The sequence below is a fragment of the Variovorax boronicumulans genome (genome assembly GCF_019352895.1).
GTDB lineage: Bacteria > Pseudomonadota > Gammaproteobacteria > Burkholderiales > Burkholderiaceae_C > Variovorax > Variovorax boronicumulans_A.
This window is the reverse complement of the sequence record NZ_JAAAFX010000004.1, coordinates 2255689-2268796: the sequence shown is the minus strand read 5'-3', so window position 1 is coordinate 2268796 and position 13108 is coordinate 2255689. Positions and strand designations below refer to the sequence as shown.

The 13108-nt window shown below is 69.2% G+C and carries 15 protein-coding genes; 2 read left to right on the top strand and 13 right to left on the bottom strand.

Translation table 11 applies throughout. The features are described from left to right. Positions 1 to 20: 20 nt before the first annotated feature. The 8 genes from K0H49_RS12115 to K0H49_RS12080 form a co-directional block, all read right to left on the bottom strand. Positions 21 to 1082, bottom strand: a complete 1062-nt coding sequence (locus K0H49_RS12115; protein ID WP_219212390.1) for a LacI family DNA-binding transcriptional regulator — start codon at positions 1080 to 1082, stop codon at positions 21 to 23. Further along, positions 1079 to 2074 (bottom strand): 2-hydroxyacid dehydrogenase, encoded by a 996-nt coding sequence (locus tag K0H49_RS12110; RefSeq protein ID WP_219212387.1) that lies wholly within the window; start codon positions 2072 to 2074, stop codon positions 1079 to 1081. The genes K0H49_RS12115 and K0H49_RS12110 overlap by 4 nt, the downstream gene beginning before the upstream one ends. After that, positions 2071 to 3024 (bottom strand): sugar kinase, encoded by a 954-nt coding sequence (locus tag K0H49_RS12105; RefSeq protein ID WP_219212385.1) that lies wholly within the window; start codon positions 3022 to 3024, stop codon positions 2071 to 2073. Before K0H49_RS12105 ends, K0H49_RS12110 begins: the two co-directional genes overlap by 4 nt. Next, complete coding sequence (locus K0H49_RS12100) at positions 3021 to 3773, bottom strand: sugar phosphate isomerase/epimerase family protein (protein ID WP_219212383.1); 753 nt, start codon at positions 3771 to 3773, stop codon at positions 3021 to 3023. Before K0H49_RS12100 ends, K0H49_RS12105 begins: the two co-directional genes overlap by 4 nt. Beyond that, entirely contained in the window at positions 3773 to 4552 is a 780-nt protein-coding gene (locus tag K0H49_RS12095) for an amino acid ABC transporter ATP-binding protein (protein WP_257624680.1), read from the bottom strand. The genes K0H49_RS12100 and K0H49_RS12095 overlap by 1 nt, the downstream gene beginning before the upstream one ends. 118 nt (positions 4553 to 4670) lie before the next feature. Next, positions 4671 to 5468 (bottom strand): transporter substrate-binding domain-containing protein, encoded by a 798-nt coding sequence (locus K0H49_RS12090; RefSeq protein WP_219212381.1) that lies wholly within the window; start codon positions 5466 to 5468, stop codon positions 4671 to 4673. A gap of 52 nt (positions 5469 to 5520) precedes the next feature. Further along, positions 5521 to 6174, bottom strand: coding sequence for an amino acid ABC transporter permease (locus K0H49_RS12085; protein ID WP_219212378.1), 654 nt, complete (start codon positions 6172 to 6174; stop codon positions 5521 to 5523). 163 nt (positions 6175 to 6337) lie between these two features. Then, a complete protein-coding gene (locus K0H49_RS12080; RefSeq protein WP_219212376.1) occupies positions 6338 to 7009 on the bottom strand; it encodes an amino acid ABC transporter permease in 672 nt (223 codons plus the stop codon). 175 nt (positions 7010 to 7184) lie between these two features. On the opposite strand from K0H49_RS12080, the gene K0H49_RS12075 reads away from it, so the two are divergent. After that, entirely contained in the window at positions 7185 to 8552 is a 1368-nt protein-coding gene (locus K0H49_RS12075; RefSeq protein WP_374122338.1) for an NTP/NDP exchange transporter, read from the top strand. Positions 8553 to 8577: 25 nt separating this feature from the next. Beyond that, a complete protein-coding gene (locus tag K0H49_RS12070) occupies positions 8578 to 9531 on the top strand; it encodes an aldo/keto reductase (RefSeq protein ID WP_219212373.1) in 954 nt (317 codons plus the stop codon). On the opposite strand, the gene K0H49_RS12065 is transcribed toward K0H49_RS12070, so the two are convergent. From K0H49_RS12065 to K0H49_RS12045, 5 genes are all read right to left on the bottom strand, one after another. Then, on the bottom strand, positions 9528 to 10589 hold the full coding sequence (locus K0H49_RS12065; RefSeq protein WP_219212371.1) for a serine hydrolase: 1062 nt from the start codon (positions 10587 to 10589) through the stop codon (positions 9528 to 9530). The genes K0H49_RS12070 and K0H49_RS12065 overlap by 4 nt on opposite strands. Then, complete coding sequence (locus K0H49_RS12060; RefSeq protein ID WP_257624678.1) at positions 10519 to 11655, bottom strand: serine hydrolase; 1137 nt, start codon at positions 11653 to 11655, stop codon at positions 10519 to 10521. The genes K0H49_RS12065 and K0H49_RS12060 overlap by 71 nt, the downstream gene beginning before the upstream one ends. A 173-nt stretch (positions 11656 to 11828) precedes the next feature. Further along, a complete protein-coding gene (locus K0H49_RS12055) occupies positions 11829 to 12335 on the bottom strand; it encodes an SRPBCC family protein (RefSeq protein WP_219212367.1) in 507 nt (168 codons plus the stop codon). Positions 12336 to 12341: 6 nt separating this feature from the next. Beyond that, positions 12342 to 12926: a sugar O-acetyltransferase gene (locus tag K0H49_RS12050; protein WP_257624677.1), complete on the bottom strand. Its 585-nt coding sequence runs from the start codon at positions 12924 to 12926 to the stop codon at positions 12342 to 12344. A 4-nt stretch (positions 12927 to 12930) separates the two neighbouring features. Continuing rightward, on the bottom strand, positions 12931 to 13104 hold the full coding sequence (locus K0H49_RS12045) for a hypothetical protein (protein WP_219212365.1): 174 nt from the start codon (positions 13102 to 13104) through the stop codon (positions 12931 to 12933). Positions 13105 to 13108: the final 4 nt, after the last annotated feature.

Here is a 13108-nt window from a genome sequence, read left to right as displayed (position 1 = left end):
CGATGAGCCCGACGCGCGACTCAGGCCGCGCTGTCCCGCCGCGACGACCCCCGCACCACCAACTCGCCCGGCAGCAGCAGCACGCGCGGCGGCACGTCGAGGCCGCGCAGGCGCTCGATCAGGCAGTTGGCGGCGCCTCGGCCGATCTCGGCGGTGGGTTGCGCGATGGTGCTCAGCCCGGGCCCGACCAGCGGCGACCATTCGGCCTCGTCGAAGCCGACGAAGCCCAGGTCCTCGCCGAACTGCCAACCCAAGCGTGCCACGGCCGCCGCCACACGCAGCGTGACCACCGCGTTGCCAGAGATCACCGCGGGCTCACGGCGACCGCGTCGCGCACGCTGGCGCAAAGCGCGCAGCGCAGCGTCGAGGCCGGCGGTGTCGCCCTCCTCGCTCTCGAAGACTTCGCCCTTGACGCCCGGCGCATGCGCGGCCATGCATTCGCCGAAGGCGTTGGTGCGCTCGCGCCGCGTGCTCACGCCCTTCTGCGGCTCGGTGAGGTAGAGAAACTCGCGGTACCCGCCCTCGAGCAGGTGCTCGCAGGCTTGCGCCATCGCGCCCGCGTTGTCGAGCGACACGAAGTCGGCCTGCATGCCGGCGTGGCGCCGGTCGACCAGCACCGCCGGCTTGCCGTGCAGCGCCACCGCGTCGACGGTGCTCGCGCCGCGGCCCAGCGTGTTGAGGATGAAGCCGTCGACCTGGTAGCCGGCCAGCGCGTCGATGGCCTCGCGCTCGCGGCCGCTCTCGTTGCCGAGGTTGAACAGCATCACCAGGTAGCCCGCATCCTGGCAGGCCTTCTCGGCGCCGCGCAGCACGGCCACCGAGTAGGGGTTGGTGATGTCGGCCACGATCAGGCCGATCAGCCGCGTGCTGCCGCGGCTCAGGGCCTGGGCCATGGGGCTGGGCGAGTAGTCGAGCGCGACGATCGCGGTCTCCACACGCGCCGCGATGTCGGGGCTCAGCAGCCGCTCGCGGTGGTTGAAGAAGCGCGAGACCGTGGCCTTCGACACGCCGGCCGCGGCCGCCACGTCGGCGATGGTGGCCCGCTGGCCCGCGGGCTTCTGGCGCGGTGCCCGGGTGCTCACGCCGAGGCCGTGTCGAAGACGGCGCCCGGCCTCTGGCCGGCCAGCGCCTGCAGCAGGTTGGTGGTGGCCAGCTCGGCCATCGCATGGCGCGTCTCGTGCGTGGCCGAACCGATGTGCGGCAGCGGCGTCACGCGCGCATGGGTGCGCAACGCCGAATCGAGCGGCAGCGGTTCGGTCGCGAACACGTCGAGCCCGGCCGCGTGCAGGTGGCCGCTGTCGAGCGCGGCGAGCAGCGCGGCTTCGTTCACCGTGGCACCGCGGCCGCCGTTGATGAAGATCGCGCCCGGCTTCATGGCGCCGAACACCTCGGCGTCGATCATGCCGCGCGTGGCATCGGACAGGGGCAGCATCGCGACCACGAAGTCGGCGCGGGCGAGCAGCTCGTTCAGCGGCGTGTGCAGCGCATGGCCCTGCAGCTCGGGCGCCTGCGCCGCGAGGTCGACCGCACGGCGTGCGTGGTAGAGCACCGGCATGCCGAAGCCCAAGGCCGCGCGGCGCGCGATGGCCTGGCCGATGCGGCCGAAGCCCAGCAGGCCCAGCGTCTTGCCGTGCACGTCGGTGCCGAACAGCTCGGTGCCGATGTTCCTGGTCCATTGCCCTTCGCGCACCAGGTTCGACAGCTCGACCACGCGGCGGCTGGTCGCCATCAGCAGCGCGAACATGGTGTCGGCCACGGTCTCGTCGAGCACGCCGGGTGTGTGGCACAGCAGGATGCCGCGCCGGTGCAGTTCGGCCAGCGCGAAGTTGTCGACGCCCACCGACACGCTGGAGATCACCTCGAGCCTCGGTGCGCGGTCGAGCAGCGCCGCATCGACCGGCCAGCTCGAGCCGATCATGGCCTGCGCCTCGGGCAGCGCGGCATCGAAGGCGGCGCGCTGTGCGGCCACCTTCGGGTTGGCCACGGTCACGTCGTGTGCGGCCTGCAGCCGTGCGAGCTGGTCCTCGGGCAGTTCGCGGAACACCAGCACCTTCTTGCGCATTGCAGCAGTCATGCCAGCTTCGCCTCGTCGAGTTGGGCCCGCGTCGGCAGGCCTTCGGTGTCGCCCAGCACCTGGACCGCGCGCGCGCCGATCCAGCTGCCGCGGCGCACCGCGTCGGGCACGCTGAGGCCTTCGAGCAGCGCGCTGATCACGCCGGCCGCGAAGCCGTCGCCCGCGCCCACGGTGTCGATCACTTCCTTGACCGGGAAGCCCGCGACGCGGCCGGTGCCGGCCACGTCGCTGTCGTAGTAGGCGCCCTCGGCGCCCAGCTTCACGACCACCAGCTTCGCGCCCAGCTGGCGGTAGAAGGCGGCGATGCCTTCGGGCGTGCTCTCGCCGGTGAGCAGCAGGCCCTCCTCGATGCCGGGCAGCACCCAGTCGGCACGCGAGGCCAGGTCGTTGATGGCGCTGCGCATGGCCTCGGTCGAGGCCCACAGCGTCGGGCGCAGGTTGGGGTCGAAGGAGATGGTGCGGCCCGCGGCGCGCATCACGTCCATGGTCTTGATCGCGGCCGGCAGCGTGGTCGCCGAGATCGCGGCAAACACGCCTGTGGCGTGCAGGTGCCGCGCCGAGCCGAGCCAGGCCACGTCGACATCGTCGGGCGTCATCTGGCTCGCGGCCGAACCCTTGCGGTGGTATTCGATCGGCGGGTCGCTGCCGTCGGTGACGCGACCCTTGAACTGGAAGCCGGTCTTCTGTGCGGCATCGCAGATCACGTGCGCGCAGTCGATGCCCTCGCCCTTCATGGTCGCGATCAGGTAGCGACCCATCGAATCGGTGCCGAGCCGGCTGGCCCAGCCCACCTTCAGGCCCAGGCGCGACAGGCCGATGGCCACGTTGGTCTCGGCGCCGGCGGTGCGCTTGTGGAAGGACTGCGCGTCCTCCAGCGGGCCCGGCCGGTCGGCCACCAGCAGCAGCATGGCTTCGCCGAACAGGGCGACGTCGAAGGCGGTATCGGTCATGGCAGGGCGCGCGTGGCGCGGATGAGATCGATCTGGGTGCGTGTGACGGCCAGCAGGTCGTCGCCGATCAGCGGGTATTCGATGGCATGCGGCACGTCGGCCGGCAGCGCGCGCAGCACGGCGCGCCAGGGGGCAGAGGAATCGGCCAGCGGCACCGCGACCCACTTGGCCGGCAGCCGCTGCACGCCCTTGCAGTGCACGTAGCGCACGCGGTGGCCCAGGGCCTTGGCGGCCTCGAGCGGGCATTCGCCCAGCCAGTGCCAGTTGCCCATGTCGAAGGTCATGCCCAGGTTCAGCCCGGCGCGGTCGGCCACGTCGAAAAAGGTGAGCAGCGCCGGCAGGGTGCCCGCCGAGACGGTCTGGTCGTTCTCGATCAGCAACTCGATGCGGGTCTCGGCCAGCTGCGTCTTCAGGCCCCACAGCGAGCCGTGCGAGGTGGTTCGGAAGTCGCCGATGGACATCTTCAGGCGCTTGGCGCCGAGCGTGGTCGCAGCCGCGATGCCGCGTGCCAGCGCGGCGCTGTCGAGCCAGCCGCCTTCGGCCCACAGGCCCTCGGGGCTGCTGTAGACCGATGCATGGCCCGCGAGTGCGGGCAGTTCGGTGTCGGCATCGCGCAGCATCTCGCCACGCACCTCGACCGAGTCGGCACCCGCGGCGCGCGCGAGTTGGGAACACCAGAGCTGGCCGTGCCGGCCCACCTCGGCCGCGCCGAAAGACGACAGCGAGATCAGTACGGGAATCGAGGCCATCAGTGCGCCTGGTGCGAGGAAAGGATCTGACCCAGGAATTGCTTGGTCTTGTCGTTCTTCGGGTTGCTGAAGAACTCGGCCGGCGGCGCCTGTTCGACGATCTTGCCGTCGGCCATGAAGATCACGCGGTCGGCCACGCTGCGGGCGAAGCCCATCTCGTGCGTCACGCACAGCATGGTCATGCCGTCTTCGGCCAGGCCGATCATGGTGTCGAGCACTTCCTTGACCATCTCGGGGTCGAGCGCCGAGGTGGGCTCGTCGAACAGCATGATCTTGGGCGACATGCACAGCGCGCGTGCGATCGCCACGCGCTGCTGCTGGCCGCCCGACAGCTGGCTCGGGTACTTCTTGGCCTGCTCGGGAATGCGCACGCGCGTGAGGTACTTCATCGCCACCTCTTCGGCCTGCGCCTGGTTCATGCCGCGCGAGCGCATCGGCGCCAGCGTGCAGTTCTCGAGGATGGTCAGGTGCGGGAACAGGTTGAACTGCTGGAACACCATGCCGACTTCGGCGCGCACCGCGTCGACGTTCTTGCCGCCGGCCGTGAGGTCGATGCCGTCGACCACGATGCGGCCCTGCTGCACCGTCTCGAGACGGTTGATGCAGCGGATCAGCGTCGACTTGCCCGAGCCCGAAGGCCCGCAGATCACGATGCGCTCGCCCGCGCGCACGCTCAGGTCGATGCCGGTCAGCACCTGGAATTCGCCGTACCACTTGTTCACCGCTTCCATGCGGATGATCGGCTCGGTGCCGGCAGGGGTCGTGACTGCGTCGGTCATGTTGTTGCTTCCAGAAATTCGTTGTTCACCGTGAGCCCCTGGCTCTGTCGTGACACACCGCGGCACCGGCCTCAGGGCCTGCCGCGGGTGTGGCCTCCCGGTCAGGAGGTTGTGGCGCTCAGTTCAGCTTGGGCAGATCGGCGCCCAGCCACTTCTGATACAGCTTGTTGAGTTCGCCGTTGGCAGTGTTCTTCTCGACGAAGGCGTTCACGTTCTTCAGCAGTTCTTCCTGGCCCGGGCGCATCGCGATGCCCATGGCTTGCTGCACCAGCGTGAACTTGTTCTCGAAGGTGTTGGCCGGCACGCGCTTCGCGATCTGCGCCGCGACGGTGATCGAGCAGCCGATGGCATCGACCTGGCCCGACATCAGCGCCTGCATGGCCGAAGCGTCGTCGTCGAAGCGGCGGATCTCGGTGCCTTCCGGTGCGGCCTTGGTCACGGCCACGTCTTGCGTGGACGCGCGGGCCACGCCGACGCGCTGGCCCTTGAGGTCGGATGCGCCCTTGATGTTGGCGTCCTTCTTGCCGTACAGCACGATGGTCGCGGCCGCGTAAGGCGTGGAGAACTGCACCTGCTTCGAACGCTCGGGCGTGACGGCCAGCGAAGCGACCAGCAGGTCGACCTTGTTGGTCAGCAGGAAGGGAATGCGGTTCGGGCCGGTGACCGGCACGATGTTGGCCTTGACGCCCCACTCCTTGGCCAGCAGCTTGGCCACGTCGGCGTCGTAGCCGTCGGGCTGGTTCTGCGCGTTGGTCGTGCCGTAGGGCGGGAAGTCGACCAGCATGCCGATGGTGACTTCGCCCTTCTTCTTGATGTCGGCGATCGACTGCGCGGTGGCGAACGGTGCGAACACGGTGAGCGCAGCGCCCAGGCCGAGGGCAGCGATGGCGGTGCGGCGGGTGGTGGAACGGATCATGTCGAAGTCTCCTGAGTTGAGAACGGGAACAGGCAAGGAAAGAAAGGGGGAATCAGCGGGCCAGCGCCTGGGCGCGGCGGCGCTCCATGCGGGCGGCCAGCAGCGACAGCGGCCAGCAGATCGCGAAGTAGATCGCGGCCACGGTGGCGAAGACCTGCAGCGGCTGGAAGGTCGCGTTGTTGATGATCTGGCCGGCGCGCGTGACCTCGGTGAAGCCGATGATGGCCGCCAGCGAGGTGCCCTTGATGATCTGCACCACGTAGCCGACGGTCGGCGCGAGCGCGATCTTGAAGGCCTGCGGCAGCACCACGTCGCGCATGCGGGCGACATAGCGCAGGTTGAGCGCCTGCGCCGCCTCGATCTGGCCGCGCGGCACGGCTTCGATGCAACCGCGCCAGATCTCGCCCAGGAAGGCCGCACTGTTGAGGATCAGCGCGGCGCCTGCGGCAACCCAGGGGTTGATGTCCAGCCCCAGCACCGGCGCGCCGAAGAAGATCAGGAACAGCTGCAGCAGCAGCGGCGTGCCCTGGAAGATCTGGATGAAGGTGATGGCGATGCCGCGGGCCGCACGGCTCTCGGAGGTGCGCGCCAGCGCGATCACCAGGCCCAGCACCGCGCCGCCGACGAAGGCGATCAGCGACAGCGCCAGCGTCCACTGGACGGCCTGGAGGATGAAGAGGAATTCGGGAAAGCCGAAGGTACGCATATCAAATCTCAGTCTTTCAGCGAGTGGGCAACCGGCGCCTCAGCTCGATGCAGGCTTGATCGGGAAACACCGCGGAACCGGCTTTGCCGGGCCGCTGGTGTTGCCCCCGGTAGGGGGTTGGCGAAGCGACACGAAGTGCGCGAAGACTGGGGGCGAGCCATTGCTATCGACGATCCGGATAGTTGAGGGTGCGCTGATAGATCAGCTTGAAGAGCCCCGAGAAGGCCAGCGCCAGCAGCAGGTAGATGCCCGCCACCACGATGTAGATCTCGAAGCTGCGGAAGGTCTGCGACTGCAGGTTGGCCGCCACCGAAGTCAGGTCGTCGGCCGAGATCACCGACACCACGGCCGAGCTCAGCATCAGCAGGATGAACTGGCTGGTAAGCGCCGGGTAGATGGCCTTGAGCGCGGGCTTGATGATCACGAAGCGGAAGATCTCCCAGGGCTTGAGGTTGAGCGCGCGGCCCGCCTCGATCTGGCCCTTGGGAATCGACTCGATGCCCGCGCGGATGATCTCGGTGGCGTAGGCGCCCAGGTTCACCACCATCGCGGTCAGCGCGGCCGTGTAGGGGGACCAGCGCAGGCCGATGGCCGGCAGCGCGAAGAAGAAGAAGAACAGCTGCACGAGGAACGGCGTGTTGCGGATCACCTCGATGTAGGCATTGACGATGAAGCGCAGCCATCCGGGGCCCGAGGTCTTGCCCCAGGCGCAGAAGATGGCGACGACAAGGCCGAGCACGGTGGCCACCAGCGAGAGCTGGATGGTGATCCACGTGCCCTTGAGGAGCAGTGGCCAGGCGGCGAAGACGGCGTCGAACTGGAATTGGTAATTCACTGGGCAAATCCTGCGTACAGGCAAGCGATGCGTGGGGTGGCCAGTGTATGAAACCGGTTTCAGACGAAACATCGGGGTTTACCCTTGTATGCAAGTTTCGCGGGTCAGGATGAGAGCCAACGCCGATGCAAGGGCATCCGACGGCAACGGGCCGCTTCTTGGGCAAACTGCTTGCGTGATCTCGCCCTCACCCGCGCCCCCTGCCCTGCTCCACCGCTGGCTGCGTCGGGCCGTGGACGTGCAGCCGGACGAGGTGCGGGCCACCTTGCTGGGCTTCGGCTGGTTCTTCTGCCTGCTGGGTGGCTACTACCTGCTGCGGCCGCTGCGCGATGCGCTCGGGCTGGCCGGCGGCGCGGACGAGCTGCAGTGGCTGTTCAGCGCCACCTTCGTCGCGATGCTCGCGCTGGTGCCGCTGTTCGGGTGGCTGGTCACCCGGCTGCCGCCGCGGCGCTTCGTGCCGCTGGCGTACCGCTTCTTCACCGTGAGCATCCTGGTGTTCTGCCTGCTCATTGCGAGCGGAGTGCACAGCGTCTGGGTGGGCCGCGTGTTCTTCGTGTGGATCAGCGTCTTCAACCTGTTCGTGATCAGCATCTTCTGGAGCGTGCTGGCCGACTGCTTCAGCAACGCGCAGGGCCGGCGGCTGTTCGGTTTCATCGCGGCCGGCGGCACCGCGGGCACCTTCGTCGGGCCGGCGCTGGCCGCGACGTTGGTCACGGCACTCGGGCCGGTCGCACTCACGCTGGGCGCGGCGCTGCTGCTCGAGGCCGCGCTGCAGTGTTTCCACCGGCTGTACCCGCGCGACGGCGAAAGACTGGCGAACGACGGTGCGGCTGGCGCCGCCACGGCCACCGGCGACGCCCGCCCCATCGGCGGCAGCGTGCTGGCCGGCCTGGCGCTGATCGCGCGCTCGCCCTACCTGCTAGGCCTGTGCGGCTACCTGCTGCTGCACACCGCGGCCTCGACCTTCCTCTACTTCGAGCAGGGCCGCATCGTGGCCGGGGCCTTTGCCGACACCGCGTCGCGCACCCGCTTCTTCGCACTGGTCGACCTGAGCGTGTCGACGCTCACCTTGTTGCTGCAGCTCTTCGTGACCGGCCGGCTCATGAAGCGCTTCGGCGTGGGGACGGCACTGGTGCTGCTGCCGATCGCCTCGGCGCTGGCCTTCGCGGCGGTGGCGCTCTCACCCACGGTGCTGGTGCTGGCCGGCGCGCAGGCCTTGCGCCGGGCCTTCGACTACGCCATCGCGCGGCCCGCGCGCGAGGTGCTGTTCACCGTGGTCGGGCGCGAGGCCAAGTACAAGGCCAAGAACGCGATCGAGACCGTGGTCTACCGCGGTGGCGATGCCGTCAGCGGCTGGATCTCGGCCGGCCTGGGCGCGCTGGGCGTGGGCTTCGCGGGCCTGGCGGCGCTGGCGATTCCGCTGGCCGCCGTGTGGGCCGTGCTCTCGCTGTGGCTCGCGCGGCAGCAGGAACGGCGATTGCACGCATCCTTGGGGAACTCGACCGCACCCCGTGCATCCACCGCAGGACACGCTGCCGATTGACACCCCTAGCTTCCCAGGAGTCGCCATGCCACCGTTGCCCCACGCCCACCCCGCCGGCCTCACGCGCGCCCAGGTGCTGCGCATGGCCGTCGGCCTGTCGACCGGTGTCGCCACCGCCGGTTTGCCCTTCGGCGCCGCCGCGCAGAAGAAAGCCACCATGAACACCCGCCCCATCCCCTCGTCCAAGGAAGCCCTGCCCGTGATCGGATGCGGCACCTGGGTCGGCTTCGGCCATGCGCCCGGCAGCGACGAATACCCGCGCCTGCCGGGCGTGCTGCAGGCCTTGTTCGACGCGGGCGGCACCGTGCTCGACAGCTCGCCGATGTACGGGCGCGCCGAGCAGACCACGGGCGAACTGCTGGCTGCATCGAAGGACCGCGCCAAGGCCTTCCTCGCGACCAAGGTCTGGACCCGCGGGCGCGAGGCCGGCATCGCGCAGATGGAGCAGTCCTTTGCGCACCTGAAGGCCGAGCGCATCGACCTGATGCAGGTGCACAACCTGGTCGATTGGCGCACCCAGCTCGCGACGCTGCGCGAGTGGAAGGCGCAGGGCCGCATCCGCTATGTCGGCATCACGCACTACACGGCCTCGGCCTTCGGCGAGGTCGAGGCGGTGCTGCGCGCCGAGACGCTGGACTTCCTGCAGATCAACTATTCGATCGACGACCGCGCAGTCGAGCAGCGCCTGCTGCCGCTCGCGGCCGAGCGCGGCGTGGCCGTGATCGTGAATCAGCCCTTCGGCGGCGGCGGCCTGCTGCGCGGCCTGCGCGACAAGCCGCTGCCCGGCTGGGCGGCCGAGATCGACGCCACCAGCTGGGCGCAGGTGCTGCTCAAGTTCACGCTGAGCCACCCGGCCGTGACCTGCGTGATCCCCGGCACCAGCCGGCCGGAGCACATGGCGGACAACGCGAAGGCGGGGTCAGGTCCGGTGCCGGACGCGGCCTTCTGGCGGCGGCATGCGGCGTCGGTGACGGCTTAGGCGCCCTTCTTCAACACCGTCCTCGTGATCGCCCGCCCCACCCGCTCGAACACCTTGCCGGCCTCGCGCTGCTCGTCGAGGTCGGACGCGCAGGTCGCGACCACGATCGCATCGGCGCCGCCGTTCTGCGGCTGGATCACGCCCGCATGGCAAGCGGTGCGGTGCTGGGTGCCGGTCTTGTGGATGAACTTCACGCTGCGCGGCAGCCCGGCCTGCAAGCGGTAGTTGGTGAAGATGTCGATCTTCATCGCGGTGAACAGCTTCTGCGTGCTCGCGGGTTGGAGCAGCTTGCCCTGCACCAGCTTCTCGAGCATCGCGCCATAGGCCACCAGCGTGGCCGCGTTGAGACCGCGGCGGTAGTAGCGGTCATAGGCTTCGTCGATGGTCTTCACCTGGAGCGCCGACGCCGGCACGTCGAGCGCCTTGCGCAGCGCCTCCACGCGCTGCGGGCCCATGGGTGCCGACGCGATGGTCACCAGCTGGTCGTTCGAGAGCTTGCGCGCATCGGGGTGCAGCTCGGCATACACGTCGTAGCGCACCTCGGCCAGCGTGCTCAGCGTGCCGAGGCCGTCGGCGCCCATCGCCTCCTTCGCGCTGCGGTTGACCTGCGCAAGCCCGACCTTGCGGATCAGCATGTTGGCGGCCGTGTTGTCGCTGTCGCCCAGCATGCGCTGCAGCAGTTCTTCGATCGAGATCACCCCGCCAGGCTTGCGCCACACCAGCTGGCCGGCCTCGATCCGATCGCCGGGCTCGAGCGTCATGGTGTCGGACAGCTTGAGCTGGCCCGCATCGACCTGCTGCAGCACCGCGATCGCGATCGGCACCTTCACCGTCGAGCCCAGGTACCAGCGCTGGTCGGCGCCGTAGTTGAAGCTGTCGCCCTGCTTCAGTCGCTTGACGTACACGCCCAGGTTGCCGGGCGACTCGCGGTCGATGCGTTCGATCTCCTGCTTGAGCCCTGCGTCCCAGTCCGCCGCCCGCGCGGACTCAAGGCCGAGCAGGCACAGGCTGACGGTCAATGCGCAGAGCAGGCGCGGCATGGCAGATCGCTTCATCATCATGGACTCCCTTGGTCAACAGGCCGGACCGGCAGACGGCGGCGCCGACCTGCATCAGCGCGAATTCGGATCTGTCGAGCGACGGCTCGTCACGGGTGCAGGCCACCACCAGCACGCGGCGCTGCTGGCCGTCCTCGGCCAACCGCACCAGGCCGCCATCGCAGGTGCGGCGGCGCTGGGTGCCGGTCTTGTGCGCAAAGCGCACGCCCGCGGGCAACCCGGCCTTGATTCGGTTCGTGCCCGTGGCCACGCGCTCCATCAGCTTGAGCAGATAGGCCGTCGATTCGGGTGCGAGCGCCTGGCCGCCGACCAGCAGCGAGAGCAGCCCGCCATAGGCATCGAGCCGCGCCGAATTGAGGCCGCTCGCGTAGTAGGCGTTGTAGGCCGCGTCGAGGCTGGGCAGCTTGAAGCGCGCCACCGGCACGTCTACCAGGCTGGAGAGCAGCTGCAGCCGAGCAGCATCGGAGCGTTCGCGGTGCAGCAACAGCAGGTCCTTGCCGCCCAGTTGTTCGGCGCCCGGCGCGAGCGAGCCGTAAAGGGTGCGGCGGATCGCACCGAGACTGGTGATGCGACGAAAGCCCTCGGGCACCAGCGACTCGACCAGCGCATTGACCTCGGCGATGCCCACCAGGTCGATCAGCATGTCGGTGGCGGTGTTGTCGCTGTAGATGATCATCTGCTCGAGCAGCACGCGGATCGGGATCGGCTGGCCCACCGGCTGGCGGTTGGTGGTGCCGGCGCCGTCCACATAGTCCGACGCGCGCAGCGTGACGGCCGTGTCGAGCGTGTAGTCGCCGCGCTCGATGCCGCGCATCACGGTCATCGCGACCGGCACCTTGACCATCGAGGCCAGGTACCAGCGCTGGTCGGCCTTGTACGAGAGTGCTTCGCCGGTGTCGAGGTCCTGCACGTAGACGCCGATGCGCGCCTTGCCCGAGGCGTCGATGCGCGCCAGGTCGGCGCGCAGGTGCTCGGCCCAGGGGCTGTGCGCGGCCATCGCCGGAGGCGGCGTCTGGGCCCGCGTCGACAGGGTAGCCCCGCTCGCCAGACCGGCGGCCAGGGCCATCGCGGTCAGGCGCCGGGTGGCGGCGGATGGAAGAACGAGGAAGGGAGCGCGAAACGGTGCGCGGCGTCGAAGCGCAAGGATCATGCAAGCCATGGTGACCGCAGGCCGGCGCGGAGGCCGTCGGCATCGTCCTGCACGCATGCAGGCCAATGCCGCGCGTTGCGGGCCGCGCGCTAAGTGCCGGCCAGGTGCGCGGCCAGCTGGTCGAGCGTGCCGCCGAAGCCCACCTTCATCGACGGAAAGCCGGCCTGGAACACCGCCGCCTCGACAGCATTGGCATCGAGCGCTTCACCGCGCATGTCGAGCATGGTCTGGCCGTCTTTCTCCGTGAAGGTCCAGGTGTTGAGCACCTCCAGCGGCCACGACTCGGCGAAAGGTGCGCGCGTCAGGCCACCCTCGGGGTCGGAGAAGCCGTTGGCGAAAACGATGCGGCCCGGGGCCTCGATCTCGCGGTAGGCGAAGCGCCCCCACATCGTGTGGCCGCCTGCCTCCATGCCATAGACGAACAGACCGCCCGGGCGCAGATCGAGGCGTGCCGCGCAGATGGTGAAGCCTTTGGGGCCCCACCATTTCTCGAGCTCCGACAGTTCAGTGAAGGCCCGCCAGACCTTCTCGCGCGGCGCATCGAAGCTCCGCGACAGAGTGAAGACGGCCGGGGGTGCTGCGGACGAATCGGTCATGGCTTCTTACTCCTGGGTTCGATCGGGCGAAGGCGTGCGGATGCGCGCCGGGTTGCCGACCACGGTGGCACCCGCCGGCACGTCGCGCGTGACCACGCTGCCGGCGCCGATCAATGCATCGTCGCCCACGGTCACGCCCGGCAGGATGATCGCACCGCCGCCGATCCAGACGTTGCGGCCGATGTGGATCGGCCGGCCGAACTCGAGCCCCGAGGCGCGCTCCTGCGGCGAGCGCGGATGGTCGGCGGTGAGGATCTGCACGCCGGGGCCGATCTGCGTCTTGTCGCCGATCGTGACCTCGACCACATCGAGGATCACGCAGTTGAAGTTGAGGAACACGCCCTCGCCGACCGAGATGTTGAAGCCGTAGTCGCAATGGAAAGGCGGCCGGATGCCCGCGCCTTTGCCCACCGAGGCGAAGCGCTCGACGAGCAGCCGGTGCCGCTCGGCGCTGGTGCCGCCCAGCGAGGCGTTGTAGCGCACCAGCCATTCGCGCGCGGCCGCGAGGTCGGACTGGATCTCGGGGTCGCCGGCGTCGTAGAGATCGCCGGCGAGCATCTTCTGTTTCTGGGTGCGGGTGTCGGAAGTCATGACCTCATTGTGGCCAGCCTCCGCCCTCGTCGCTGTCGGACAAGGTGGCCACATGGGGCGTCGCTCGCCGCCATGACCTCGCGACGCCCGAACGCGTGAAGGAACCGTCGCGAGCGCGCCGCGCCTGCATCTGCGGCGCTCGCCGCAGATGCAGGATCGGGGTGCGCAGCAGCTTCATTCAC

Excerpts from the sequence above, each read along its gene's own strand:
- K0H49_RS12110 (WP_219212387.1), bottom strand. The coding sequence starts at position 2,074 with ATGACTGCTGCAATGCGCAAGAAGGTGCTGGTGTTCCGCGAACTGCCC.
- K0H49_RS12105 (WP_219212385.1), bottom strand. The coding sequence starts at position 3,024 with ATGACCGATACCGCCTTCGACGTCGCCCTGTTCGGCGAAGCCATGCTG.
- K0H49_RS12100 (WP_219212383.1), bottom strand. The coding sequence starts at position 3,773 with ATGGCCTCGATTCCCGTACTGATCTCGCTGTCGTCTTTCGGCGCGGCC.
- K0H49_RS12095 (WP_257624680.1), bottom strand. The coding sequence starts at position 4,552 with ATGACCGACGCAGTCACGACCCCTGCCGGCACCGAGCCGATCATCCGC.
- K0H49_RS12090 (WP_219212381.1), bottom strand. The coding sequence starts at position 5,468 with ATGATCCGTTCCACCACCCGCCGCACCGCCATCGCTGCCCTCGGCCTG.
- K0H49_RS12085 (WP_219212378.1), bottom strand. The coding sequence starts at position 6,174 with ATGCGTACCTTCGGCTTTCCCGAATTCCTCTTCATCCTCCAGGCCGTC.
- K0H49_RS12070 (WP_219212373.1), top strand. The coding sequence starts at position 8,578 with ATGCCACCGTTGCCCCACGCCCACCCCGCCGGCCTCACGCGCGCCCAG.
- K0H49_RS12065 (WP_219212371.1), bottom strand. The coding sequence starts at position 10,589 with ATGATGAAGCGATCTGCCATGCCGCGCCTGCTCTGCGCATTGACCGTC.
- K0H49_RS12060 (WP_257624678.1), bottom strand. The coding sequence starts at position 11,655 with ATGGCCCTGGCCGCCGGTCTGGCGAGCGGGGCTACCCTGTCGACGCGG.
- K0H49_RS12055 (WP_219212367.1), bottom strand. The coding sequence starts at position 12,335 with ATGACCGATTCGTCCGCAGCACCCCCGGCCGTCTTCACTCTGTCGCGG.
- K0H49_RS12050 (WP_257624677.1), bottom strand. The coding sequence starts at position 12,926 with ATGACTTCCGACACCCGCACCCAGAAACAGAAGATGCTCGCCGGCGAT.
- K0H49_RS12045 (WP_219212365.1), bottom strand. The coding sequence starts at position 13,104 with ATGAAGCTGCTGCGCACCCCGATCCTGCATCTGCGGCGAGCGCCGCAG.